The sequence below is a fragment of the Corynebacterium sp. LaCa_282 genome, assembly GCF_057198125.1.
The window spans coordinates 1688996-1714515 of sequence record NZ_CP191095.1 but is presented as its reverse complement, the minus strand read 5'-3'; the positions used below and the strand labels follow the sequence as shown (position 1 = coordinate 1714515).

Annotated in this window: 21 protein-coding genes, 1 tRNA gene and 1 pseudogene; 5 read left to right on the top strand and 18 right to left on the bottom strand. The window is 53.7% G+C overall.

Features of this window, described 5'->3' with window-relative positions; genetic code table 11:
- Window positions 1-231 precede the first annotated feature (231 nt).
- Both ACP8KU_RS07995 and ACP8KU_RS07990 read left to right on the top strand, forming a co-directional pair.
- Entirely contained in the window at window positions 232-1554 is a 1323-nt protein-coding gene (locus tag ACP8KU_RS07995) for an ammonium transporter (protein ID WP_023028497.1), read from the top strand.
- 33 nt (window positions 1555-1587) lie between these two features.
- Window positions 1588-1926, top strand: coding sequence for a P-II family nitrogen regulator (locus ACP8KU_RS07990; protein WP_023028498.1), 339 nt, complete (start codon window positions 1588-1590; stop codon window positions 1924-1926).
- Between the two features lie 82 nt (window positions 1927-2008).
- On the opposite strand, the gene ACP8KU_RS07985 is transcribed toward ACP8KU_RS07990, so the two are convergent.
- The 8 genes from ACP8KU_RS07985 to ACP8KU_RS07950 form a co-directional block, all read right to left on the bottom strand.
- Window positions 2009-5095, bottom strand: a complete 3087-nt coding sequence (locus ACP8KU_RS07985) for a type I restriction endonuclease subunit R (RefSeq protein ID WP_484483571.1) — start codon at window positions 5093-5095, stop codon at window positions 2009-2011.
- Complete coding sequence (locus tag ACP8KU_RS07980) at window positions 5088-6194, bottom strand: restriction endonuclease subunit S (protein ID WP_484484164.1); 1107 nt, start codon at window positions 6192-6194, stop codon at window positions 5088-5090. Before ACP8KU_RS07980 ends, ACP8KU_RS07985 begins: the two co-directional genes overlap by 8 nt.
- A gap of 94 nt (window positions 6195-6288) precedes the next feature.
- Complete coding sequence (locus ACP8KU_RS07975; RefSeq protein WP_284894456.1) at window positions 6289-8223, bottom strand: type I restriction-modification system subunit M; 1935 nt, start codon at window positions 8221-8223, stop codon at window positions 6289-6291.
- Between the two features lie 153 nt (window positions 8224-8376).
- The gene (locus ACP8KU_RS07970) at window positions 8377-9231 is read right to left on the bottom strand and encodes a MurR/RpiR family transcriptional regulator (protein ID WP_023017588.1); all 855 of its coding nucleotides are present in this window, start codon (window positions 9229-9231) and stop codon (window positions 8377-8379) included.
- Window positions 9231-10409 (bottom strand): M20 metallopeptidase family protein, encoded by a 1179-nt coding sequence (locus tag ACP8KU_RS07965; RefSeq protein WP_484483570.1) that lies wholly within the window; start codon window positions 10407-10409, stop codon window positions 9231-9233. Before ACP8KU_RS07965 ends, ACP8KU_RS07970 begins: the two co-directional genes overlap by 1 nt.
- 13 nt (window positions 10410-10422) lie before the next feature.
- Window positions 10423-11580 (bottom strand): amidohydrolase family protein, encoded by a 1158-nt coding sequence (locus tag ACP8KU_RS07960; RefSeq protein WP_023028505.1) that lies wholly within the window; start codon window positions 11578-11580, stop codon window positions 10423-10425.
- Window positions 11570-12880, bottom strand: coding sequence for a type I glutamate--ammonia ligase (locus ACP8KU_RS07955; protein WP_023028506.1), 1311 nt, complete (start codon window positions 12878-12880; stop codon window positions 11570-11572). Before ACP8KU_RS07955 ends, ACP8KU_RS07960 begins: the two co-directional genes overlap by 11 nt.
- On the bottom strand, window positions 12880-14310 hold the full coding sequence (locus ACP8KU_RS07950; RefSeq protein ID WP_023017592.1) for an APC family permease: 1431 nt from the start codon (window positions 14308-14310) through the stop codon (window positions 12880-12882). Before ACP8KU_RS07950 ends, ACP8KU_RS07955 begins: the two co-directional genes overlap by 1 nt.
- A gap of 759 nt (window positions 14311-15069) precedes the next feature.
- On the opposite strand from ACP8KU_RS07950, the gene ACP8KU_RS07945 reads away from it, so the two are divergent.
- The 3 genes and pseudogenes from ACP8KU_RS07945 (at window position 15070) to ACP8KU_RS07935 (ending at window position 16435) form a co-directional block, all read left to right on the top strand.
- The gene (locus tag ACP8KU_RS07945; RefSeq protein ID WP_023028509.1) at window positions 15070-15516 is read left to right on the top strand and encodes a DUF2871 domain-containing protein; all 447 of its coding nucleotides are present in this window, start codon (window positions 15070-15072) and stop codon (window positions 15514-15516) included.
- 2 nt (window positions 15517-15518) lie between these two features.
- A pseudogene (locus ACP8KU_RS07940) lies at window positions 15519-15977 on the top strand (MFS transporter); the annotation flags it as partial.
- A gap of 44 nt (window positions 15978-16021) precedes the next feature.
- Window positions 16022-16435, top strand: coding sequence for a hypothetical protein (locus tag ACP8KU_RS07935; RefSeq protein ID WP_484484174.1), 414 nt, complete (start codon window positions 16022-16024; stop codon window positions 16433-16435).
- Here ACP8KU_RS07935 and ACP8KU_RS07930 read toward each other — a convergent pair.
- From ACP8KU_RS07930 to ACP8KU_RS07885, 10 genes are all read right to left on the bottom strand, one after another.
- On the bottom strand, window positions 16416-18188 hold the full coding sequence (locus tag ACP8KU_RS07930; RefSeq protein ID WP_484483569.1) for an ABC transporter ATP-binding protein: 1773 nt from the start codon (window positions 18186-18188) through the stop codon (window positions 16416-16418). The genes ACP8KU_RS07935 and ACP8KU_RS07930 overlap by 20 nt on opposite strands.
- Window positions 18181-19929, bottom strand: coding sequence for an ABC transporter ATP-binding protein (locus ACP8KU_RS07925; protein ID WP_484483568.1), 1749 nt, complete (start codon window positions 19927-19929; stop codon window positions 18181-18183). Before ACP8KU_RS07925 ends, ACP8KU_RS07930 begins: the two co-directional genes overlap by 8 nt.
- A gap of 7 nt (window positions 19930-19936) precedes the next feature.
- Window positions 19937-21406 carry an ABC transporter ATP-binding protein gene (locus ACP8KU_RS07920; protein ID WP_005279871.1) on the bottom strand — a complete coding sequence of 490 codons (1470 nt, stop codon included), beginning with the start codon at window positions 21404-21406 and terminating at the stop codon, window positions 19937-19939.
- The gene (locus ACP8KU_RS07915; protein ID WP_284897902.1) at window positions 21403-22128 is read right to left on the bottom strand and encodes an energy-coupling factor transporter transmembrane component T family protein; all 726 of its coding nucleotides are present in this window, start codon (window positions 22126-22128) and stop codon (window positions 21403-21405) included. Before ACP8KU_RS07915 ends, ACP8KU_RS07920 begins: the two co-directional genes overlap by 4 nt.
- Window positions 22125-22760, bottom strand: coding sequence for an MptD family putative ECF transporter S component (locus ACP8KU_RS07910; protein ID WP_237792100.1), 636 nt, complete (start codon window positions 22758-22760; stop codon window positions 22125-22127). Before ACP8KU_RS07910 ends, ACP8KU_RS07915 begins: the two co-directional genes overlap by 4 nt.
- Window positions 22761-22966: 206 nt before the next feature.
- Window positions 22967-23569: a DJ-1/PfpI family protein gene (locus ACP8KU_RS07905; RefSeq protein ID WP_484483567.1), complete on the bottom strand. Its 603-nt coding sequence runs from the start codon at window positions 23567-23569 to the stop codon at window positions 22967-22969.
- A 112-nt stretch (window positions 23570-23681) separates the two neighbouring features.
- Window positions 23682-23757, bottom strand: a tRNA-Arg gene (locus tag ACP8KU_RS07900).
- Between the two features lie 114 nt (window positions 23758-23871).
- Entirely contained in the window at window positions 23872-24153 is a 282-nt protein-coding gene (locus tag ACP8KU_RS07895) for a glutaredoxin domain-containing protein (protein WP_023028516.1), read from the bottom strand.
- Window positions 24153-24683, bottom strand: a complete 531-nt coding sequence (locus ACP8KU_RS07890) for a dihydrofolate reductase (protein WP_023028517.1) — start codon at window positions 24681-24683, stop codon at window positions 24153-24155. The genes ACP8KU_RS07895 and ACP8KU_RS07890 overlap by 1 nt, the downstream gene beginning before the upstream one ends.
- The gene (locus tag ACP8KU_RS07885) at window positions 24683-25510 is read right to left on the bottom strand and encodes a thymidylate synthase (protein WP_284609590.1); all 828 of its coding nucleotides are present in this window, start codon (window positions 25508-25510) and stop codon (window positions 24683-24685) included. The genes ACP8KU_RS07890 and ACP8KU_RS07885 overlap by 1 nt, the downstream gene beginning before the upstream one ends.
- Between the last annotated feature and the right edge of the window lie 10 nt (window positions 25511-25520).

Below are 25520 nucleotides of genomic sequence, written 5' to 3'. Positions count from 1 at the left end.
CTTCCATGTCGGATTGGTTTAATTCCTCTGGTGGGAGGGTCGAGCCTTTCACTCCCCGGGGTGGGCTCTGGCCTCTCGCGCAACCTTCGCCGCCTTGCGGTGTGTAAACCTGCAGCACAGAGGGGCGCTCTAACCCCAGATAGGGGATTAATCTATAGTACAATAGATATTAAATACCTGTAAGACTACCGTTATAGAAAGGAAATTTTGGACAATCTACAAGGAGACGCAATGGATGCGGTGACTGCAGGTAATGCCAGTTGGATGCTCATAAGCGCAGCTTTAGTGCTGCTGATGACACCAGCGCTGGCACTTTTTTATGGTGGCATGACTGAGCGCAGGGGCGTGCTCAACATGATGCTGATGTCCTTTGGTTCTCTCGCCGTGGTCAGCATTATCTACGTCCTCTGGGGCTGGTCAATGAGCTACGGAACGGAGTCCTGGGGCGGAATCGTTGCCAATCCCTTCGAGCTTTTCGGGCTGAAAGATTCCATCTTTGATGACAACGGTGGCTACATCGAAGGGGAGAATGGCTACCCCAACGTCATCGATATCGGATTCCAGCTCACCTTCGCCGTTATCTCCACCGCGATTATCTCTGGTGCGCTGGCAGGTCGCGTGAAGTTTGGTACGTGGATGATCTTCAGCGGTATCTGGGCAACCCTTGTCTACTTCCCGCTGGCACACATGGTCTGGGGTGGCGGCATCCTTGGCGATGGCGAAGACAGCATCGCCAGCTGGATCTTCGGCAGTGAAGACGGCGAGGCCCTCATTACACCTATCGACTTTGCCGGTGGCACCGTCGTCCACATTTCCGCTGGTACGGCCGCTTTGGTCCTGGCCATCGTGGTAGGCAAGCGCCAAGGATTCCCGCACAGCGTGCAGCGCCCCCACAACCTACCCATGGTCATGCTGGGTGCCGGCCTGCTGTGGTTTGGCTGGTTCGGATTCAACGGCGGTTCCGCCTTTGCTGCCGATGGCCTTGCCGGCCTGGCCTGGATCAACACCACCGCCGCTACTGCTGCCGCTATTTTGGGCTGGTTGCTCGTGGAAAAGATTCGCGATGGCTACAGTACCTCGCTGGGTGCAGCCTCCGGTGTCGTGGCCGGCCTAGTGACCATCACGCCGGCCGCCGGTGATTTGAACCCCGTAACCTCTCTCATCATGGGTCTATTCGGCGGCATGCTCGGCAGCGTGGGCGTGGGACTGAAGTTCCGCTTTGGCTTCGATGACTCCCTCGACGTTGTGGGCGTCCACCTGGTCGCCGGCCTGTGGGGCACCATCGCTATTGCCTTCTTTGCCAATGACCGCGGCATTCTTACCGGTGGCGGCGCCGACGGCTGGAAGCTGTTGGTCGTGCAGTTCCTCATCGCCGTAGTTGCTGTAATCTTTGCCGCCGTCATCACCGCCATTATCGCGGTAATACTCAAGTCCACGATTGGCTGGCGCGTGACCGACCAGATTGAAACCGACGGCATTGACTTCGGTGGGCACCGCGAGACCGGCTACGACATCGGTGGCCGTGCCATGCGCGGAACGACGAGCCGGGACTAATCCATCGAATAAACAGCGAAAGTAGGAACAGACATGAAACTCATTACAGCCGTGGTCAAGCCGTTTACCCTGGACGATATCCAGCAAGCGCTCCAGCAACTGGGTTCGCCCGGAATGACCGTCTCCGAGGTGGAAGGCTTTGGCCAGCAACGCGGCAACAAGGAAATCTACCGCGGCGCCAAGTTCGCCACGTCCTTTGTCAACAAGGCCAAAATTGAGCTCATCGTCGCCGATGACCAAGCTGAGGAGATCGTAGACGCCATCGTCGAGGCCGCCTGCACCGGCGAAATTGGTGACGGCAAGATTTGGATATCCTCCATCGATGACATCATCCGCGTGCGCACCGGCGAGCGTGGAGAAAAGGCTATTTAAATTCCAACAGCCCAACGCCCCAGGAACTCCGCACAGCAGTGGAGACCTGGGGCTTTATGCTGCGGTGCGCAGAACTGGCCTTTTAGCTTTCTAGCTGACCTGTGTCTTTTGCTGAAGCCATAATATTGGCTAGGGCATCCACCAAGCTATCGAGCACATTTTTATCACTAGAAACCAGTGCATCTCGCTGCTTGCGCTGTTCGATGCCACTAAAAATTGCACGCGTTGCTTCGGCCTTAAACCGCTTAGAGCGCTTGAGCTGCTCCTTGGAGTTTTCTTGGCCGAGTTTGACGGCTGCTGGCTGGCTAGAAAGCGTGCCCCAAGCAGCAACGATCATTTGGGCGGTATCGCCGCTGTCAACGTCAACTCCTGCGAGCGAGAAAAGATCATTGACCTTTTCTACGGCTTCATCAAAGGCGCTGCGCAGTGGAGTCTGTGGCTCGCCCAGGCGAACAGTGAACTCCGGCACCTGCAATGCCTCAGATTCGCCGCCGGTAACGCTATGATCCTCCTCAACTTCACCTTGGGCAATCGCGACGCCGGCCAACGTGACACCGGTGAGGAAGTCTTCACTGTCATCCAGTTCGGTAATGTGCAGGTTTGGCTCTAGGACGCTGCACAGCATTGCGCGCCGGGATACATCAGCATCGGCATAAGCGACGATTTGGGATAAGAACTCGTAGGCGTGGCGGTATTTGAGCACATGTGCCTTAAAGTCTTTGGCGCGCTCGCGGGTGTCCTTATCGTTGGAGTTTCGGTCTGCGCGCCAACGGCCAAGGATCGTGCCTGCCGCACCGCGCAGATTTTCTGAGTCCTCGCCTGCCATATAGGCTTCGGCAACCTTGTTCATCTCGTCAAGGTCATAGTAGCCCGCGGTATCGAGTTCATCTGCCAGCGAGTGCAAGGAGTTAGGGTCAATGTCGGTATCAATGGCCGCGCCCTGGTAGTAGCGCTTGAAGTCAGCTTCAATGTTGGCCGGGTCGTTAATGAAGTCAACAACCATGGGAGCGGGCTTGTTCGGATAGATTCGGTTCAGGCGCGACAGGGTTTGCACGGTGGCGACACCAGAGAGGTGCTTGTCCACATACATCGCGCACAGTCGTGGCTCGTTGAACCCGGTTTGGAACTTGTTGGCCACGATGAGCACGCGGTAGTCCAGGTCGTCGTCTTTGAAGGCGCGCTCCACATCGGATTCGCCGTTCATGCTGACTTCGGTAACCGGCTCTGGTTCGTCCTCCATGCGTACCTTGTCGGAGAACGCCACCAGCGAGTGAAACTCGTAGCCTTTTTCGGTGATGTAGCGGTTCATCTCACGCGCCCAGTGCACTGCTGCCTTGCGCGAGGAGGTCACCACCATGGCGCGTGCCTGGCCGTCTAAGTGGTGGGCAACGTTGCGGCGGAAGTGCTCGACCACCACCTCAACCTTCTGTGCAATGGAGGTCGGGTGCAGGCGGACAAAACGCACCATGTCCGTGATCGCTGCGGACTCGTCTACTTCTTCGGTTCGTCCCAACTCGTCGCGGACTTCCGCCCACATGGTGTAGGTGGAATAGTTGGTAAGCACGTCCATGATGAAACCCTCAGCAATAGCCTGGCCCATCGGGTACGTATCAAAAGCGATGTAGTGTCCATCCGGGGTCTGGGTTCCGAACAGCCGAAGAGTTTTGCCCTTCGGCGTAGCCGTGAGCGCTACAAAAGTCATGTTGGACGCGGTAGCAACTGCGTCCTGGCGCAGCTCTAGCAGGTCGTCGGCGGTGTATTCCTCCGACTCGTCTAGCTCAACTTCTGCCAGAAGCTCACGCAGCGCCGAGGCGGAGGAGCCAGTCTGAGAGGAGTGCGCTTCATCCGCAATCACACACCAGTTGCGGCCCTGAATATCTGGGTCGTCATCCAACAATGAGAGCACATACGGGAATGTCTGCAACGTACAGGTGATGATGTGCCCGCCCTCGACCAGTGCCTCGCGCAGCTGCGGTGATTTCGCGCCGGAGTTTTCACCGACCGAGACCACCAGACCACGCGATGCCGCAAGTGCCTGCATGTCTTGGCGAATGTTGGTATCGAGCGCTGTGCGGTCGGTGACCACGATGACGGAATCAAAGGTCTTGGTACCGTCTTTAGCCACCTGCCTAATAAGGCGGTGCGCAAGCCACGCAATCGTCTTTGTCTTTCCTGAGCCAGCAGAGTGTTCGATGAGGTAGCGCCCGCCAGCGCCGCGCTGAGCTACATCAGTGGTGACTTTCTCCACCGCTCGCAGCTGGTGAAAGCGCGGGAAAATCAACGTTCCTTTCGCACCACGCTTGGACTTAGAATCCGGCTCCCACACAGCGAAGTCACTCAAGATGCGCAGCAGCAACCTCGGCTGCAACACCTGCTCCCACAAGTAGGACGTAGCCGACTTTCCTGCGATTGGCGGGTTTCCGCCTGCGCCGTCATGTCCCTGATTAAACGGCAGGAACCTCGTCTCGTTGCCATGAAGCGCGGTGGTCATGTACACCTCGTCATTCGACACCGCGAAGTGAACCAGCGCGAGCCCCGGCAGGAGCACGCGGCGATTCTTCGACGGTACACGATCCCTGCGGTATTGCTTCATTGCATGAGTTACGGACTGCGTGTTGTCGGTCTTCAGCTCAAACGTGGCCACCGGAATGCCGTTGACCGTGGCAACGAGATCCAGTGTCTCGCCACTGGTGGTATCAAAGTGAACCTGGCGGATAATACGCAGGCGGTTGTCCTCTGCACGCTTCGCCGCGGACACACTGAGCGGGTTGGCAGGTGGGAATGCCACCATGGGGCCAAAGGCTGCTGAGCGCGCGTTAGTCTGCGCGTACTTAAAGCCCTCGCGCAGGGTGCCCAGCAAGCCTCCACGGATGCGTCCGGTTTGTGCGTCCTTGCGCGTTGCGGATTCGAGCCGCTTGGCAACGTACTCCAGTAGCAACCTTTCCGCATTCTCCCGCGTTGCTTCAGGGGCATCCTGCGGCACGGCCTTGGCGTAGTTCTCTGGGTATTGGGTGGAAAGCCAGTGCAGCACATCAGCCGGGAACAGGCCCAGGCGTGCATCCCAGCCGGTGTCTTTCATTCCCGGCTCATGGATCCAACCGCTGGATTGAAGCGACTCGCAGATGGTCTCTTCCAAGCGTTCTTCGCGCATGATGTCACGTTTAAGCATGAGGTTCGTCCTTGTCGTCGAGTGAAGCAGGAATATCAATCTGGCCGGTCACCGCAGCAGAAATCACCGCGGCGCGACGCTCAGCAAGCAAGTCTCGCAACTTCGTAATGTCCTCCAACATTGAGTCAATCTCGGCGGTCTCACGATCAATCTCGTCCGCAATGCGACGCTGTTCGGTGTAGGAAACATTCAGAATCGGCAGCTCGCGGGCTTTATCAGAGGATAGGCCTGGGATCGTTGCACCATCCGCCAAAATGTCGATCAGTCCCGCGCCATAGTGTGCACGAATCGTGTAGTCGATGAATCGACCACTGGCACCGGCCCAAGGCCGAACCCGAATTACATGGTTCTGGAATCCCCAGCCGGGGAGTTCCTCACGAAGATACACGGAGTGGCCATACCCGGCCCCGCCCTCAACGACCAGCACGTCCCCTGCTTCAAGAGCTAGCTGTTTCAACTCATTAGGGGTAAACCACATCGGCTGATCATCAAGAACTAAGCGGCCATGAGGCTGAATATGCGCAGCACGCACATAGTTGCGTAATATCTCCGACGTGTCCTTTTGGGTCTTCTGAACCGTCTTCCCCAAAGACACATCCGCAACCAGCTTGATACGCGTATAGGTTCCATTCTCGGGAAGTACATGGCGCTGAATTATTGACACACGCCTTTCTTCCAGCAGCCGCTCCATCTCGTCCAAGTCGGCGCGCATACCGTCGATCTCGGCGGTCTCGCGGTCGAGGTAGTCAGCGATGTCATGACGCTGCTTTAGGTCTAGACTGGGAAGCGGAAGCCCTAAAACTTGCTCAGAAGAGAGATGCTTGACGGTCGTCGAATACGTGAACTCATTGATGAGTTTTAGCTGGTCAGAGATAGCGTAAGAAATAAATCGAAGATCCTTGCTGTCAGGAGAACGCAGCAGGCACATTCTTTGATTGAGCGCCGCGGGGCCTTTGCCCCAAATTTTGGAATTGAAGTCGCCGTCCATTCCAATAACGAGATCTCCATTTTGAATGACGACATCATCAGGAACTTGTTCTCGGTCAATAAACGTGGTGAACTCGGGATTTTTGATGTCTCGAATTCTAGCGAGGGGTATATCGTTTCCCGTCGTTCGTTGCTGAAATCATCCGAACTAAAAGGATGACCGTTCACCAAGGTAGCGAGGAAGCGCACACGTGTGGACTTACTCATTACGTCCTCACCTGTCCGAACTTGTCCATTAGTCGGCCTATAACCTCGGCTACGTCGGCATCAATCTCAGCCAACGAGCGTACTGGTTCTGGTTTGTAGAACACGCGCTTAAAGGGGATCTCGTAGCCGATCACGGCCTTGGTCGCGTCCCAGGTGACATCGGGTGCGAAGGGGAGCACCTCGCGCTGCATGTGCTCGTCAATGTCTTCAATAAGCGGCACGCGCTCAGTCATGGTGAATGATGGGTCGAGAACCGGGTTGCCCTTGCGGTCAACTGCGGGCTCTGCGTCTGGGTCGGGGACAGCAATTGCCTTGGAAATGGCATCGATAAGCGTAGCGGGCATTTTAACGCCGTGGTCTTTGGCAGCGGCTTTAAGCATGTTCGGCAAGTCGTTGTAATTTGCATCTGCCACCGCGCGCATTACGTCGGCGTGTTCGTCCACGGCCTGCTTGTGCTCTAGTACCTCGGCAATCGCGTCGTCGGTGACTTTCACGGCTAGGCTTGCTTGCTTGGTTACCTTTACATCGCGGAAGCCCAAGTCATCCGGGGTGAGCACCTTGGACATGTCACTATCAGCAAACTCGTTGTAGGCTTCCAACACCTTGTTACGGTCGGCCTCGCGCATCTCGCGACGCTTATCGCCTAGACCCTTGCTTGGGACAGACCAGCACTCGGAGGCATCGATAAGCTGCACGAACCCCTTGCGGTGGTCTTCTTTGTTGGTATCCAGAATCCAAACATAGGTGGAAATACCCGTGCCGTAGAACATGTTGGTGGGCAGCTGAATAATTGCGTCCACCAGATCGTTTTCTAGCAGCCAGGCGCGGATTTGGTCAGGCCCTGAGCCGGGTCCACCTGTAAACAGTGGTGAGCCGTTGGACACCACTGCGCCACGTCCCCCGGAGCCATTGTCGCCTGCGGGCATGAGCTTGGAAGCCACATGGGCGAGGAATAGCATCTGCCCGTCACCTTTATTGGGTAAGCCGTGGCTAAACCGTGAACCAGGGATCTTGGCCTGCTCTTTCACTGCTGCCTGCTGCACGGACCAGTCGGAGCCGAACGGAGGGTTGGACAGAATGTACTCGAACTGCTCGCCCTCATAGAGATCAGTTAGCAGGGTGTCGCCGTGGCGGATCGCATCCGGTTCTCCGCCTTGAATAAGTAGGTCGGCTTTGCCAATAGCGTAGCCGGTGGGCATGAGTTCTTGGCCGGCGAGATTTACTTCAATGTCGGGATTAAGTTCTTTTAGTGCACGTGCTGCGACCAGCAACATACCGCCAGTACCGGCGGTGGGATCGTAAACGGTACGTGAAGCACCTGAAGAGGTTAGTCCAGTGTCATCGGAAGCGAACAGGATATCCACCATGAGGCGAATTGCGTCACGCGGGGTATAGAACGCACCTGCGGCTTTGCCTTTGGTGTTGAACGCGCGGTACATGACGTTCTCGAATAGGTCGCCCATCTGAGCATCAGGAAGCGCCTCGAGAGACATATCAATGGTGGAGAAGTGCTTAATCACCGGCCACAAGCGGCCTGCTTGATCGAGAGTGCTCATCTTCACTCCGAAGTCGAATGCATCCCAGATATCCCGAACAGACTGCGAGAATGCGCCCACGTAGTCCATCAATGAGTCGTAGACATGGTCATCGGTTTCAGCGATGCGAGTGAGATCGAGCTCGGACCTGTTATAGAAGGAAAGTCCAAACTGGGACTGCACTTCCCAGTCCATGTACGCCTCGCTGACGCCGTCGGCGTGCAAGGAGCTTACCAACTTAAGCACCTGGTCTTTGGTCGGCGCCAGAATGCATTCAAGGCGGCGGAGAACTGTCAGTGGCAGGATGTAGTCGCCGTAATCCTCGGGTTCCACGATGGACCGGAGGTACTTATCGGCGGTGTTCCAGACGACAGACTGGTTGAGGTTAGCGGTGCTCAATCTGGGAGTTCTTTCTAGCAAGGCGTGGGGCAGTACCTTTGTAACCTTAGTTCTCCGAAGTAAAGAAGTGGTGGAAGCTCGGGCTTAGATTCCAGAGGATTGAAGGCTCAGGCGATACAGCCAGCAACGACCGTACCGAAGCTCCGACTATTTTCAGCTGAGTTCTTTTCGAAGAATTTCGAATGCTTCAAGATATTGGATCCCCGTTTTTCCTATTTCCCTCGAGACGCACTCGCAAATTGCTTCGATTAGCGCGAATGCGGGAACCAGAGTGTCAGAGGGGCCGAATGCCTCGACGCGGGTGACCAAGGTTGCATCACTGTACGAGGATATAGGGGACATCCATCTATCTGTGGTTAAGATAACCAAGGCGCCTTTTTCCTTGACTAGCCGCGCAATTCGTTCTGAACGTGGACTGTATCTCCGGAAGTCGAAGAAAACCCAAATGTCGTCGGCAGACGTTTGGGATATTAATTCAATAAGGGCAAGATCGGACAATGGTGCTGCTAGTTGGTTACCACGGAAGAGACTGAGCTGAGCAACAAAATGTTGAGCTAGTACCCATGAGAAAGTTCCGCCGTGAGAAACAATGCGGTGCTTTTGATCCGATAGGAGGGTTATGACTTTTTCAATATCGTCTTTTTTGGCGTATTTAAAAGTCGATTCAATTCCGCGTAAAAAAGCTTCGGCTGAATGATTGAGTGTCTGTTCTACTCGGTCATTAGCCAGGCTGGGGAAATCGTCCCCAGCCTGGCTGAGTGGTGAGGCATCTCTTTCAGAAACCTCTTTCATTAGAGCGCTCTGAAATTGCTTAAACCCTTTGAAGCCCATGGTTTGCACAAAGCGAACGATCGTTGCACTGCTGACATTTGCTTGGACAGCAAAGTGCTGGACCGTCTTAAGGCCGACCCAAGGATAGCTGTTTAGCAGACACCTTGCCGCATCCTTTTCTGCTTGTGACAGGGTTGGAAATTTAGCATTGATCTGCTCAGTGATGCTGTAGGACATTATCTTTCCAGTAAGTTATCCGCTGCGGCAATATAGCCAGTGATAAAAGCTTTGGCGACGTGGATAATTGCTTCATCTGGTGGTAAAAATTCGGCATCGTGTAGTGAAGGGGTATCGCCTTCGTTGACCCCCACGAAACACATTAAAGAGGGACAGTTTTCTCCGTAATAGGAAAAATCATCGGCGCCTAGAGAGCGCATCGTATTGGTTAATGGTATGTCAATCTCTGCAGCGTACGACTCAAATTTATTAGCCAAGGAGTCTGCGTTGACCAGGGCTGGTTCGCCGGGAGTATATCTGGTTTCTGCAGAACAGCCTAAGCTCTGTGCCGTAAAAGCGGCGAATTGATTGATCTGGTTTGCAAGTTCGTCATTTGTTTCGATGCTAGTGCTTCTAATCGTTGCGAAGATGCTACCAGTTTGAGGCAAGACGTTTGCGGCTCCTTGTCCGACTGAAATGCTACCGATGCTCACCACAGCTGGGCTCATTGGATCGTTATTCCTACGTACTACCTCGGATAGTCCGAGAGCGATCTGAGCAGTAGGTGTCGCTACGTCGTTGGCTTTGTGAGGATAAGCCCCATGCCCTCCTTTACCGCGCACTCTGATTTCGATTTCGCCTGCCGCAGCGTTGACAAATCCAGAGCCGGCCGCGATTGAGCCGAGTTGAATGGCTGGATGCACATGTGCCCCGATTACATGGCTGACTTTGTGCTTTTCTAATAGACCGGATTCAGAGATATCAAGAGCCCCCGAAGGATAGGTTTCTTCTCTGGGCTGAAGAATTGGGACTAACCCAAAAGGAAGATCGATATTTTTTGCTGCGTTGACGACGCCTGCTAACGCCGCAAGATGAATGTCGTGGCCGCATGCATGCATCTTGTTGGAGGTGGCAGCCCACTCGACGTTTGTATTCTCTTGCACTGGCAAAGCATCCAATTCGCCACGCATTCCGATACTGGGGCCTATCGTTGGACCAATTCGGCCGACTGCGCCAGTCTCTGCAACGGAGTCAAAACTGATGCCCATTTCTTTTAGCATCAGTTCTTTTGTAGGGCCCTCTTCGCCGCTAATTTGCGGATGTTGGTGAATGGTTTTTCTGAGCGCGCTCGATTTGGAAGCAGTTTTCAGGAACTCATTAATCCATTGTTGAGATAGCTTCTTCAAATGCTCGTTCATGTTTCCAGCTCTCCTAATCTACTTCATAAAGTCGTGCTGCGTTTTCGTAGCCGATCATCCGAGCGATTCGGTAGCATTCGTCAAGAGGCCAATTCGCTTCTTCGTGGAAGTTGATTAGAGCCTTAGCTAATCCCTCGCGGAACAATTTCGCCCCTAGATAGTATAGCTCAGGGAGTCCAAACGCATCGGAGCTGAATAGAATCTTTCCGAAAGGACTTAGTTCTAGAGATTCAGCAATTACAGCATTAGCGCGGGCCCCAGTGTAATTAATCGCTAGCCCTACATCGAAGTAGACATGTGGAAACACGTCCGCTAGGTACCCAGCCTCTCGATGGTAAGGGTAGCAGTGTAGCAGAGTAAAGCGCGCGCCAGATCCGATCGATTGCCGAAATAGATTGGTAAGCAACAGTGGATTGCATCGATGAAGGTCCACGTCGTCATCGCCATATCCGATATGGAGCTGAATTACTTGAGCTTTGTCGATTGCGAACCACAGTAGGTGTCGAATGATTGTACTATCCTCGAGTCGAATACTTCCTTCCTGGGCTAGTAATTTAGTCACCGCTTTTGATAGTTCATTCTCGGTTGGACGAGTGAATGGGAAATCTAAACCAACCCGGTACGCGGCAATGGACTTTACTCCTATTGCATTTTTTATTCGAGCCCGCAGAGTGGTGTCGAGTTCTTCGAGAAAGGCAGCCTCCTTTTCGTAGCTTTCCTGATCGCGGATTTTTTCAGCTACTTCTTCGGCGACCCTTTCTAGCCGAACTACTTCATGGACAGTTTTCCCGGTTAGTTGATGTAGTTCGTTAGGGGACGTGATCATATCTGCGGAGTGACCTGTCTCGAGACCAAAAGTCTCGATTCCGGTGGCTTCGAGAAACTTCTTGTTAATGCTTTCTGATGGCATAGATGTTCTCTTCGCCATGTACTCTTCTGGTGAGCAAAATGAGTCCAATCCTAAGACTGGAGCACAGGCGCCTCGAACCTGAAAACCAATTTGGGAATCGAATCGAGTCGTTCCGACGGTTGCTGGGCTAGACGACTCGGAAATGAGTTCTTCAAAGTCGGGGCGCTGAAGTTGTTCAGTAACGGTTCCATGGCAGTGGTGGTCGAACAATGGAAGAGAATCCAATGCATGTAGGAACTCATTGATACTCTTAATAGACATCTGCATACACCTCACATTGCTCTTCGATGCTTTTTTCTTCTAACGTGGCAATTTCATCTCGCTTCACCTTAAGGAAAGTTTCTACCCAAGCCTCGGAGAACCAAGAACGAACAACTTCATTTTCTTCGAAAGCCTTTAGGGCTTCTTCCAAGGTCGATGGCAACGGCTGACCCTCGAAAGAAGAGTCTTTGTCCGAGTCCGCTTCACCTACTACCACCCTTACAGGGTCCAAGTTTTCAACTATCCCAGCCATGCCTGCTCGAATGATAATACCCATCAGGATCCAAGGATTTGCTCCGACGTCTCCACCGCGGAACTCAAAGTGGAATTGTTTGTCAGGCTTTCGATTACCAATTTCGTTAGTTGGGCAGATTCTTACAAGTGCTTCTCGGTTTTGCTCCCCGCAGAAAGCCTGCGCGACGGACCATTTATTTGGTTTCAGGCGGTGATAGCTTACGGTTAGAGGCGCGAACAAGCTAGTCATTGGAGCAGCGTACTTTATAATTCCTGCATTAAACTGGCTAGCAATCTTAGACATCCGCCCCGGTTTGTTTGGATCAAAAGAAATGATCTCACCATTGCGTCCGTAAAGCCCGTAGTGAACGTGCACGCCGGATCCACCCTCGGAGGCGTCTGGGACAGGTGAAAACGTAACCTCACGACCGTAAGCTTTGAAGCAGGTACGCACGATTTCTCTGAGCAGAATTGCACGATCGGCAGCCAAGACTGGATCGGAGGGTTTCATAGTGAGTTCATACTGGTAAGGTGCATACTCGGGAAGCCAACATTCTGGTTCAATTCCAGCTTGCTCTAAGATTTCGAAAATCGTTCCTCCTACAGGCTCTCCGTCTACGAAGTTCGAGAACGAAAATGGGTGAGTGGATTCGGAGGCATTTGTTTCGGTGAACTCGTGTTCAAATGAAGCAGTAAGGGTGAGCCCGTGTTTGTCTTTCAGTTCTTCTACCGCATTTTTTAGAAAGGTACGCGAGCAAGACTCCCATGCCGTTCCATCATTGTTGACTAAGTCAGAAAAGCAGACGTTAAAATCGGGGAGGTTTGGGATTCCCTTTAAGTGAAAAAGGGCATTGGGATCTGCTAGTAGGCGAATGTCACCAGTTGAATCGTAAGGAATACCGCTGACGATGTGACCTAGAGGCCCAATTCCCAGGTTGGCTGGCACCCAACCCACGCTTGTGCCTTCTTTGAAATCCTTTGTGCTTACAGCGCGGCCTTTGGTTCGAGCCGAGATATCGCTTGTTGCGAGGAAAGTAAAGGTGCTTGAGTTTTTGGGGTTAGACATTATTCGATGTCCTCCTTAGTTAGTTTTCTTCCAATTTGGTTAGCTAATCGGGGTTTTGCCAAGACGATTATGAGTCCTAGAAGGCACCAGGCCCCTGAAATCCAAGGGAAGTAGGTGTACGGCGCCTCTTGGCCTACAACTTGAATGAAGTAGACGTAGACTAGATAGCCCACAGCAAGTAGCGGAAAGATGGTTTCCCACCGAGGAATGCTGGAATCTTTTTTTAGAATAAATTTGATAGCCCCTACTGATGCCATGCCATAAGCAACAACCATGCAGAGGGTGGCAATTGTCGCGTACCAATAGTAGATTTCGACGCTGGTCCGCCCAGCAGCTCCAAGTGCGAGAGCCAAAAGCAAACCGATAATGTTAGTGGCCCATACGGAGCTTTTCGGAATAAACGTTTTTGAATCGCGATTTGCGAACGTTGAGGGACCGAAGCCGTCGCGAGCAAGAGTGTGGATGAGCCTGGAGGTGGCGGTACTCGAGCTGAGGAATGCCCCGAATGCAACTGCGAAGGCGATTACTGAAATTAGAACCGAGAACCACTGTCCGATGTACATTGAACCAAGCTGAGTCAAAGTTGAGGACGATTCGGCAAACATAGCTACGCCCTTCTCGTCAGTTCCGAAACCATTGACTTGGGCGAACATGACGAATACGTAGAGAAATCCACCAATGATTACTGCTAGGAGCAATGAGAGTGGAACTGTGCGTTTGGGATTTGCCGTTTCTTCTCCAAGCGATGAACCAGACTCAAACCCTGCCCAGGAAAGGAAAGCGAATACAGATGCCGTCATTACGGCTGACCAAGAATTCCCAGCCGGAGTAAGTGTTTGAAAATCAAGGGAAGTAGAAGCTAAAGAATCTCCTCCGGTCACTTTGACCAATATGACAACGGAAAGGACCACCATCGCTAAGATTCCAACAAAGCCGATCGCAAGCGTCACACGAGCGGCGGCAGATGAGTTTCTTAAATTTAGATAGAGTCCGGCTGTAGAGACAATGATAGGTATGAGAAGCCAAAGGCCAACCGGAGTTTGAGCCCCCAATTCTTGCAACATTGCTTCGAAAAAAACGCTACAGGCGCCCAAAATGCAAGTAGTCATGAAGACATATGTGCCGAGTAATGCGAAGCCGCTAAAGAATCCAGATTTGGGGCCAATGGTGATACCGGCCAACGCATAAACCGATCCTGCATGTTTAACTCTCTGAAGGAGTCGTACGAAGGCATAGGCAACGAAAAGTGTTCCGGCAAAAGCGATAGCAAATGCGAAAGGAACCGCCTTGCCGACTAGTCCGGCAACTCCGATTCCATTCAAGGACATGGCCATAACTGGTCCCATAAATCCGACAGAAATCGCTGTGACTTCCCAGGTAGAGAGCTTCTTTCTATCGGAGGGGGGAGAGTTTATTGTAGAGGACCCCATTTTAAAGTTCCTTTCATCAAAAGTGTCCTGTGAAACAAAACATACATTAATATGACATAGGTCGCAATAGATTGTTGTTGTCGGCCACTTAATAGCAGTGTCGTGACTATCTGGTAGCGCTTTAGTGGGTATCCGGTAGCAGCTCACAACGCTCCGGGCGGTACTGGAAGGATTCCGTCATGGCGGATAACCGTGCGGTGAAGACGCAGCTGATACGGCAGCGTTCTTACCGATAGTTTGAAGACCCGCTCGGGTGCTCGCATCACGCGATTTCAGGAGCGAATCATGCATTGCGGAGCCGGGACCTGACCACGGTTCAGCAGGTCGCGGCATCAACGAATGGCGAGTTGGACGAATTCTTCATTGAGAAACGCAGCATTGGGTAAGAAGAATTCGTCCCGATTGACTTTGACGCCGTAGTCAAAACACACACTGGGCACACAGTGCACACACTGCAGGAATTGTAGGCTTGCTACACTCAATCCACCGTCCAGGCGGGTCAGTGTCACTACAGCTACCACCGCCTTCGCCAGCTGATGGGCTCCCATGTCGATGTGGTCGGGCTTACCGCCCGTATCACCGGACCTGACCCCTGATTGGTGGACACGAGGAAACGCGCGTCCAATCAACCTACTGGTTGATTCAAGGTTCAACCGCCTCTGCGATTCAAAGCCAGAGAAGTCGGGGCAAGATATGTATATAGAGAAATTGATCGCCTCGGCTATCCAGTCACTGTGATGACTGGGAAGGAGTAATGACATGAAGGCTTTGTACAGGGCAGCGATTTTCTACCTCGTCTTGGGCTTGGTCGCTGGTTTGTTTTATCGGGAGTTTACGAAGCTACAAGATTTCCCGGAAGGCGAATATACGCAGCTAAGCGTGGCCCACACCCACTTGCTGGCACTGGGCTTCATGCTATTCCTCATCTTGTTGGCGCTGGAAAAGGTCTTTGCACTGTCGCGGTACCGCCAGCTATTCAACTCGTTCTTCTGGCTGTATAACGTGGGCGTGGTGCTCACCGTCGGCATGCAAATTTCGCACGGCATTTTGACGGTGCTGGGCAAGGAATCCAATGAGATGATCTCCGGTATTGCTGGGCTGGGCCACATCTTCATCACGGTGGGGCTGACGGTCTTCCTCGTGAATTTGGGCCGGGCCATCAAGGCGCCAGATGACGGCAGCACCAAAGCTTCGGTGAACGCCTAACTATGACCAAGCGCAGCGCACAAGAAAACGTCACAGCACCTGCTCGCCGCGATTGGATAAGCCTGGCGGTTCTATCCGTCGGACTGGGCATCATTGTTCTAAATGGCACTATCGTCGGCGTGGCATTGCCATCGATCATCACTGACCTGCAGCTCAACTTGACGCAAGCGCAGTGGGCTAACAGCCTCTATGCGGTGTTGTTGGCGGCGCTGCTGCTGTCGACAGGCAAGCTTGCTGATACCTGGGGCCGCAAACGCGCCTTCCTCGCCGGCCTGACGATATTTGTGGCAGGCAGCGTATTGGCGGGATTTTCTACCTCCGCTGCCACGCTGATCTCCGCGCGCGCCGTACAGGCTATCGGCGCCGCGTTCATCATGTCGTCCATGCTTTCGACCGTTAATGCCGTATTCCGGGGCAAGTACCGTGCCGCAGCCTTTGGTGTGCGGAGCGCAGTGATTTCCAGGGCTGCAGCGGTCGGGCCGCTCGTCGGCGGTGCGCTGACGGAATGGGTGTCCTGGTATTCGCGATTATCGAGGGCCCCGACCTGGGCTGGTGGGAGCCCCAATCCTCATTCAGCATCTTTGGCTGGACGTGGTCAGAAAACGCGGCCATTTTGCCGGTTCCGGTGGCGCTCGCGGTTTCGGCCGTGGGCTTCGCGCCGTCAGCCATGGCAATCGGTGCATTCTTCTCCGGTGCAGCCGCCCGCCGCGTCGCGGCACGGTACGGGGCGCCTGGGGCAGTGGTGCAGGCCTTAAGCGAGGGCATGACCAACGCCGCGCAGCGGTCGCTCATCGCCGCTACCGCGTTCCTCGCGCTGGGCTTTGTTGGTGCACTTCGGGTGCGCCGTGCTGCGGGGGAGAAGGGTGCCCCCGCAAGCAATGCCGATCTCGGTGCCCGCGTTAATCGCGTCCAGAACTGATTTTCCACCCGCGTGCTGCTTTGCGTTGCTGCCAGAAGTGACGGTAGATACCGGGGACATCGGAAAGCTCAGCGTGGGTACCAAGTTGGCTGACGTGCCCGTGTTCATCCAAGACTACTATTTGATCAGCAGATTTGATTGTATCCAGCTTGTGGGCGATGACGATAAAAGTAGACTTCTCCCGTAGCTCGTCCATTGCGGCAAGGATATTTGCCTCATTTTCTGCATCGAGCGCGGAAGTTGCTTCATCAAAGAGAACAATCGGCGCTTGTTTGAGCAGCGCGCGAGCAACAGATACGCGCTGGCGCTCGCCGCCAGACAGAAGCCGTCCTCCTTCACCAACCGGAGTGTGCCACCCTAGCCGGTTCGCAATAGAAGTCACGCCTGAAAGATTAGCTGCACGGAAGATTTCCTCATCGGAGGCATCGGGACGACCAACGCGGATATTAGCAATCAGCGAATCATCAAAGAGATAGACGTCCTGAAAGACCATGGATAGTCTGGACATTAGCTGTTCGGTTCCAAGCTCGCGGATATCTACGCCGTCAACCATCACCGCCCCGGAATCTACATCCCAGAATCGTGAAATAAGGCGCGCAATTGTGGTCTTTCCGGAGCCGGAAGGACCGACAATGGCGGTAACGGTGCCCGGTTGGGCGTGGAAGGCGACATCGACCAATACCGGCTTATCTCCGTATCCGAACGTGACATTGCGCAGCTCAACACTGCCCGAACCGTCTCCTGTACGCGGAGTAGTGGGTTCTGGCAGGGAAGGGGCATCGGTGATGAGCTCGGTTTCTGCGAGCGCGATACGGCCTGCGTCTAAACCGACGAAACAAGAGCCCAGCTGCTCAAGCGTGCGGGTAAACCTCAAGCTGATTCCGATGATCGCAATTGTTTCTAGTGGCGATAGGGCGCCTTCAACGGCAAGATTCGCGGAGACCATAATGAGAGCCACGATGAAGATCTGCACTACTATGCCGTTGAGTAGCAAAGCTAATGTGGATACCCATAGCTCGCGTATCCGTGCTTTATGATCGATTTCTAGTGCTTGCTCAAGCGGCGCAAACCCTTGTGATTTTCCCGCCGCGCGCAAGGCCGGCTGGCGGTTAGCAAATTCTACGATGCGCTGGGAGAGCTCTTTACTCGGCCCGAGTGCGCGGTTCGATGCTTTCTCACGAATCCACGCAGCCAACTGCATCACCACGAGCGCCAATGGTGCGATGATTAGAAAGACCAATCCCAACCGCGGATTCCAGAAACACGCTCCAACCAACAGGGTCATAAGTGCTGCACCATCGCGGTACACCATGCCTTGAGTATGTGCAAGAGTCTCGGCCGCCACCATAAAACGATCTGAGACGAGACGAGATAGGCCGCCGGTATTAGCCGGTACGAACCAGCCGAGCGGTAGCGTTGCTAATTTATCGCCCACAGTCGTGTGCGCGGTTCGGATGAAATCCAAGGCCGTGTGGTAAGAGGCCATGGTTGCGAAAAATCGTAGCGCAAAAGCTACGAGCGCAATTGCCAAAAGCGTCCACATCCATGGTGCGATCGTCGTATCCCCATCGAGTGCCTTTGTAAGTGGCACGAGCGTGAGAACGGCGAGGCCGTCAAGCACGCCAACGATAAGCGATAGACAAGCATGCCTTTTATTGAGCTTATGACCTACAGGACTTTGCAGCTTTTTGACACTGCGAGTAAGTAACGGATCACGAAGCCGCGAACTAGCAGGCGTGGTGGCATTAGACATGAGAATTATCCTTCACAGGCTTGAGGCGGATTATTTGGTCTGCGCCTTGGATGGACTCTGGCTTGTGGGCGATGACTAAGACGGTCTTGTCTCTGACGAGTGTGGCTAGAGCTGCTTGAATTTCTGCTTCGCAGTCAGGATCAGTTGCCGCAGTAGCTTCATCCAGGATCAATATTGGGGCATTGGTAATAATTGCCCGGGCAATAGAAATGCGTTGCTGTTGTCCACCGGATAAAGAGATGTCCTCACCAACAACGGTGTCGAGCCCAGCCGGTAAAGCGCGAATATCAGCAGCTATGTGCGCGGCCTCTGCTGCTTGCCAGATCTCTTCATCACGAGCTTCTGGGCGTGCAAGGCGAATGTTTTCCCGAATACTCATTCGCAGTAAGTGAGGATCTTGTAAGACGAAAGCCACAGTGCGGTACAAACTGTCGAAAGTGAGATCACGGATATCCACGTTGTTGATAGTGATTGTGCCCGAATCTGGATCCTGGAAACGCGCCAGCATCGTTGCTGCTGTGGATTTGCCAGACCCGGAGGGGCCAATCAATGCCGTGACAGTGCCTGCGTTTAATTGCGCAGAAAAGTCTTGGAGGACTGGTGTGTCTGGGGCGTAGCTAAAGCTGACCTTGTGGAATTCCACCTCCATGTCTTCACTACTGGCATCGAGGCTCTTTTGGCCTTCTTTTACGTGGGAAATTGTCATGACTTCATCAAGGCGCAACGCCGCATTGCCAGCGAGCTGGTAAGACCACATCATGCGGCCGACGGTTTGAATCGTGCCCGGGATCACCAGGGCAATCAATGTTGTGGCGATGACTTCAGCAACCGTGACATAGTCCCCGGCTATTAGCAGAGAACCGACTCCTACATTGATAAGGATGAGCACGGGAACCGCCACCACGGATTCTGAAATTGCGCTAACGCGAAGAAGCGGACGTACCCACTCGTAATAGAAGTCAGCGAATTGTTTAGCAGCTTCGCGGTACCGCGCGTGAGCTTTACCAACGGTGCCAAAAGCCTTGACGACGGAAATACCTTCGGAGAACTCCACCGCAGTGGCAGAGACCTCACCCAGATAATTATCCATTTCCGCAGTTTTTGTGCCCATATCTTTCATTGAATACGCTTGGATTGCTAGGAAAATGGGCACAGTGGCAATAGAAAGTAGGCCAAGGTGCCAATCCAAGATAAAGGCATAAATCAGAAGCGCAAGGGGTGTAAAGATCGCGGCGACCTGCTCTACAGGAGCATGGGCTGTCAGGGTGTGCAGAGTTAGCGTATCGTCCTCGACAGCTTTGCGGACTTTGCCGGAATTAGTCTGGCTAAACCACGAGAGTGGTGCTTTCGCAATAGCGGTAATAATTCGGTGCCGGTTAATCCCCACCAGCTTTGCATCAGCGAAGTGGGTGATCGTAAGGGCAAGGAAATAGAAGAATAGCTGGCCCAAAAATGCAGCAAGTAGCCATTTCACAATGGACGCGATGTCATCAGTATTGCCGTCGATTAGAGCATTTCCCAATGCCACCAACGCGACGTAGGGTGCTACGGCGAGTACCGAGGATATAAGCGCGAGAAACTGTGCGAAGTAGATGGTTATTTGTACTGGGGCCAGTAGCTTTTTTAGAGCGGCCTGGCCGGCTTTTTGTTTTGCGCGAGCCTCTTCTTCCGGTGACGCACCGTGTGATTCTGGTGCGTGGGTTCCGTTTGATCCTGTGGAACTTTGTTTTACCTCAGACATTTCTTTCTCAATTCTTGTTGATGTCAGTCATATCGATGATTCTGGTGACTGATTCTTGGATGAATTCGTGGTCATGGGTGATAACGATGACCACTGCGCCGCTTGCTGTAAGAGAGCGAAGCAGCGCAGAGATGGATTGCAGTTGGCGCCAGCCCACTCCAGAGGTAGGTTCATCGAAGATGTAGACCTCTGCTTGCTCGGCTTGGGCTGAAGCTATGGCTAAGCGTTGCCGTTGCCCACCGGACAGAGACTGCGGATGCCGTTGGGCCATCTCTTCCAGATCGAGGCGATGGAGAATCTCGTTGACATCGATGTGGTCCCGCTTCTTCTTTGCCAGTCCGAGCGTGACCTCTTCTTCGGTGGTGGCAGCGAATAGCTGGCGGCCAACATCCTGCATTACCATGTACGCGCTGCGCCTCCGAGCTGCTGCTCCTACTCGTTTGCTGTTCAAACGGAGACTACCGCCGCGTTTGGGAGAAGCAAGACCACAAATGATCCTGGCGAGGGTGGTTTTTCCAGCGCCGTTAGGCCCGATTAAGGCGGTGACTTCGCCGCTGGGGAAAAATGCGTGGTCAATGTTGAGCACCTCATGCGTGCCATAAGAAAAACGGATATCGCTTAACTCGAGTCCGCTCCGCTGGGGATCGGCGTTTTCGGGCGTGGGTGGTTCGGGCACGCTCGCGGGGAGTGGAACGTGGTGTAAGCTGCGTAGCCCCAATTGTTTGCGTTCGGGTTCGTCTAAGGCATAAAACTCTTGGGCGTGGAAACTGCGCGCTATTTTTCCCTGAGTCAAGTAAATAACTTGGTCAGCGATATCTTTTAAGAAAAAGAGGCGGTGATCAGCGATAATGATCGTTGTGCCTAATTCCTTCAAGCGGTGTAGCACGCGTGCAAGAATATCGATGCTTTCCATGGAGAGATTGGACGTGGGTTCATCGAGAAGCACGAGACTGCCCGGGGACACAAGCGCGCATGCGCATGCCACGGTTTGTAACTGTCCACCGGATAATTCTTTGAATCGCCGGCCCCGAAGATCGTTAATGCCTAGCAACTCGACCGCTGATTGAATCCTAGATTCAATTTCTGTGGGATCCACACCCAGGTTTTCTAGCCCGAAGGCTAATTCTGCATTGACGCTTTCAGTGAAAAACTGCGTCCGTGGATTCTGGAATACTGAGGCGCTGAACTCGATGGCGCGGGACAGCGGTTCCTGCGCAGGGTTAAAGTCCTGGCCATCCTTTGTTATAGTGATGGTACCTAGTAGCTCTCCTGGATTGAAATGGGGGATGAGTCCGTTGATCAACTTGAGTACCGTGGACTTTCCCGATCCGGAATCACCGGTAATCAGTAGGCACTGTCCTGGAGAGACAGAAAAAGACACATCAGATACACCTTGAATGCCTGGCCGAGCGCCCAATGGATATGTAAAAGAAACGTTATGGGCGTTTACACTGGTTGCGACACTGCGTTCGTTCATAAGTGGACCTCCGTGGGAAGCCAGACAGAGGCAACAACGAGGCCCAACCCAGCTATTGCAGTTGCATCGACAAGCTTGAAGGAAAGATCGGCGGTGGTGGTTGGGCGTGTGGGTCCTCCCAATCCGCGGACAAGAGCAGAGGCAGCGAGCTCATCACCAGCGCGGACGACGGCGCCTAACAAGGGGATGATCAGCATCGCGGACGATTGTGTGGGCTGTGTGAACCAGCTTTTCGCTCCAGGCTGGAGACCCCGAAGGACCATGGCATCGCGGATGGCTTTGGCTTCTGCCACGATGATCGGCAACACGCGCAGGAACACCGCCGGTGGAATGGTGGCCCAGCCTGGTAAACGCAGGTCCCGCAGTGCTGAGGTCAACGTGGATGGTGTGAGAGTGAGTAAGCCGAATGCGCCGATGGATATGCTGATGACAAAACGGCTTAGCCACGAAAAAATTGCCGCCGAAAAAGCGAAAAATGTGGAGCCAGGAAGCTGTAATAGGCCCCAATACCCTAGATAGGATAATGCAAAAGCGCACAGGCAAATAAGACCATAGTGTGGCTTTACTGTAGCTAGTGCGATGGAGCTGAAGGCGATAGAAATCAGCAGTGTCGGTAGGTGGCCGTGGCTGAGAGCTACCGCATTGATTACTAGAACAGAAAGCAGCACGGTCCGTGGATCGATCGAAGCTCGACGAAGCACGCCCTGTTTTTGCAGGCTCACAGGAGACCAGCGCTTTCAAAGTGTTTGCGGCTGACGCGAACTCCGACCTTTCCTCCGATAAAGCCGACGATGAGCGCACAAATGGCCAGTACTCCAATGGTCCATGGCTGGAATATATCCGACATAGCATCGGCGTATTCTTGCCCCATTTGGTCTGCGATATCGACGTAGTATGAGTCCGTATCCAGAATTAGCGGGATAAAAGGCAAAGAAATCCAGACACAGAAGACGCTGTAGGCAAGAGGGAAGGATTTGGCAATACTGAGGTGGCTTTTTGTAATAATCAAATCCGCGATAAACCCTAGAATTATGCTTCCCAGCAGGGTCCAGAAGTAGTGTCCGGTGAGCATGAATGCTAGTCCGTTAATACCACCGACGAGGGTGAAAGCACCCATTTTGGGCGTGCGGGCAGCATAAAGCGCTAGCACGATTCCGTTTGCGATTGCCGCGATGAACCATCCAATAAACATGAATTGTGGTCCTGCGAATCCAATCATTCCGCTTACAAAGGTGATTACAAAGTAAAGTGCAGCAAAGATGCCAGCGTTGATGAGATCTCTGGTGTTTAAACGTGCCGTCGACCCACTGGATGAGCTTGTATTCCGTGCGGGCGTAGAGGACTGTTGGGTCATGGTAAACCTCGATTCATAAACAGTAGGGAAAGTAAGGCTTACCTAAAACGTATAATACTGTTTATAAGCTATTTCTAGCCGGATCTGAAGATTTACCCTTAATGGGGGCGAATGCAGATAAGCGGTTTTTAGGGATCATAAAATAACTATTTATTGATATGAGGGAACTAAGGTGTACCGCCTCTGCATGCTTGGACCGAATGAAATCAGACAGCAAACGGATCGTTATCGGGATTGCTGTTGACGATGAGCTCAATATGATTGGTGACAGAGGATGCTGTTTCTTCACCGAAGAAGTGAGTAATGAAAGCCACCGCCATATCAATTCCTGCCGCCACACCGGATGATGTCCAGAGGTTGCCGTCGTGGACCCATCGAGCTTGCTTTTTCCATTCAATTTTCTGGCCGTGCGTTCTAACCCAGTCGAACGCGTTCTTATTTGTGGTAGCGGTGTGGTTTTCTAAAAGGCCCGCGGCGGCGAGTAGCGCTGCCCCAGTACAAACTGAGGTGATGATGTCCGCCGAGCTTGCAAGGGCGGTTAGCTGGCGGAGGAATTCTGGATCTTGAACAAGTGAGCGTGTACCGCGTCCTCCTGGCACAAGCAGAGTATCTCCAGAGAAAGATTCAAAACGCATTGTCGGAACTATGCGTACGCCTTGAGCGCTGCTTACCGGGCTGTCATGTTTTGACAGATAGTTGACCTCAAGGCCTGGAGTATTTGCGAGTACTTCTGCGGGGCCACAAACATCGAGTAACTCGAACCCATCAAAAAGTATGATGCCAATGTTCTGCGGACGCGTCTGGTTCATGACTAAACCGTATCAAAACCAAATTCGACGCCTTAGAGTTTTGGTGCTCGGGGTCAATAAGTAGAAGCGTGGAAAAATTTACCCCTCTGATGCAGGTCAGAGGGGTACAAAATGGTGCCCCAGAGAAGATTCGAACTTCCGACACCGGCTTTAGGAGAGCCGTGCTCTATCCCCTGAGCTACTGGGGCGGGGAGGTTGCTCATGCAACTCGGATCATCATAGCAGTGGGGCGCGAGTGCGCCCCAAAAGGCTGCGTGCGCGGCCATTTGTATAGGTCCGGCCAGCAGCCTTTGCTATGGGGTTTAGGCGCCTGCCAGCTCTTCCTGCTTATTGCGCACGGAGGATGCAGGCGGGTTGGTCTCATGGGTGCCGTCGGAGTACAAGACGGTGGGGATGATGCGGTTGCCGTCGTTGACGGACTTGATCCACTCGTTGATGTCGTCGGCGTTATCGCCTTCTACGTCCACGAGCTCGTAGGGGGTTTCGGTGCGATCCAAGTTCTTGATGAGCTTGGCGCAAAATGGGCACCAGTCGGCGTAGAAGATGGTGGCATCGGCGTTGGTTTCGGGTGCTTGTACAGTCATTATGCTGCATCCTTTCTATCGTAAGTTAAAAAGCGGTACTTCATGGGTAGCTCGCTGGCCGGCTGCTCGGGAAGCTCTAAATGCCCCGTGTCAGAGGTGAGCCAGTCCGTGCTGTAGGCCAAGCCGAACGTTTCGGGGATATCCGGGGCAAAGACGGCGTCATCGCCATAGATATCGCCGATGTTTACGCCCATGAGAGTGACTTCGATGCGGTCCACCTGGTCCAAGGCGGCGGTGTAGATTTGGCCACCGCCGATGACCCAGGCATCGGCAAGCGCGGGCATCGTTCTGCCCACCGTAGCACCAGTTGACCACGTGCCGGGCGCGCGTGAGGAGAGCACGTAATTCTCCCGGCCGGGCAGGGGGCGGAACTTAGGGTTGAGGGACTCCCAGGTCTTGCGGCCCATAATGACCGGCGCGCCCATGGTGACGTCCTTGAAGTGCTTGAGATCCTCCGGCACGTGCCAGGGCATCTGCGCGCCATCGCCGATGATGCCGTCCAGGGACTGCGCCCAAATCGCGCCAAGCATTAGACCGACACCTGCGCCTTGATGGCCGGGTGCGGGTCGTAGCCCTGCACCTCAAAATCGGCGAAGTCATAGGAGAAGAGGTCCTTCGCCTTGTTGAGTTTAAGCTGCGGGTACTCACGCGGCTCGCGGGAAAGCTGCTCTTGGACCTGCTCCACGTGGTTGTTATAGATGTGGCAATCGCCGCCGGTCCAGATGAGATCGCCCACCTTGAGGCCGACCTGCTGGGCAAACATGTGGGTCAGCGCCGCATAGGAGGCGATATTAAAGGGCACGCCCAGGAACATATCCGCCGAGCGCTGGTAGACCTGCAGCGACAGCGTGTCATTGGCTACGTAGAGCTGGAAGAGCAGGTGGCAGGGCATAAGCGCCATCTGGTCGAGCTCAGATACATTCCACGCGGAGACCAAATTTCGGCGCGAGTCCGGGTTATTCTTCAGGGTATCGAGCGCCTGCTGGATTTGGTCGATGTGGCTCCCATCCGGGGTGGGCCACGAGCGCCACTGCACGCCGTAGACCGGGCCCAGATCGCCATTCTCATCGGCCCACTCGTTCCAAATGCGCACGTTATTATCCTGCAGGAATTTCACATTGGAATCGCCGCGCAGGAACCACAGCAGCTCGCCGATGATCCCGCGAAGGTAGACCTTCTTCGTGGTCAGCAGAGGGAAGGATTCCGCCAAGTTATAGCGCAGCTGTGCGCCGAAAATGGAGCGCGTGCCGGTGCCGGTGCGATCGCCTTTGGCCGTGCCTGATTCGAGGACGCGGCGGAGGAGATCCTCATACGGGGTTTTGATAGTGGCACTAGAGGCGGTGGACGTATCACTCATGGTGCCCCAG